Source organism: Burkholderia sp. SIMBA_051 (genome assembly GCF_046534915.1).
GTDB lineage: Bacteria > Pseudomonadota > Gammaproteobacteria > Burkholderiales > Burkholderiaceae > Burkholderia > Burkholderia ambifaria.
Genome location: NZ_JAWRXS010000556.1, coordinates 1 through 256, shown reverse-complemented (window position 1 = coordinate 256; position 256 = coordinate 1). Strand labels below are relative to the sequence as shown.

At 71.9% G+C, this 256-nt stretch carries 1 pseudogene; it reads left to right on the top strand.

Going from position 1 to position 256, the window contains the following annotated elements:
• Window positions 1-256, top strand: a pseudogene (locus tag SB771_RS35695) (TIGR03364 family FAD-dependent oxidoreductase); the annotation flags it as partial.

Below are 256 nucleotides of genomic sequence, written 5' to 3'. Positions count from 1 at the left end.
CCGCGGGCGACTTCGCCGGCGCGCACGTCTTCGTCTGCCCCGGCCATGACTACCTGACGCTGCTGCCCGAACAGTTCGCGCCGCTGAACCTGGAGGTGACGCGCCTGCAGCTGCTGCGCGCGGCCTTCGAGACGCGTCCCATGGCGCTGGACCGCCCGCTCTTGACTGGCCTGTCCTGCGTGCACTACGGCGCCTTCTCCGACCTGCCGTCGGCGCAGGCGCTGCGCGCGCAGATCGTACAGCCAGCGCTGCAGCC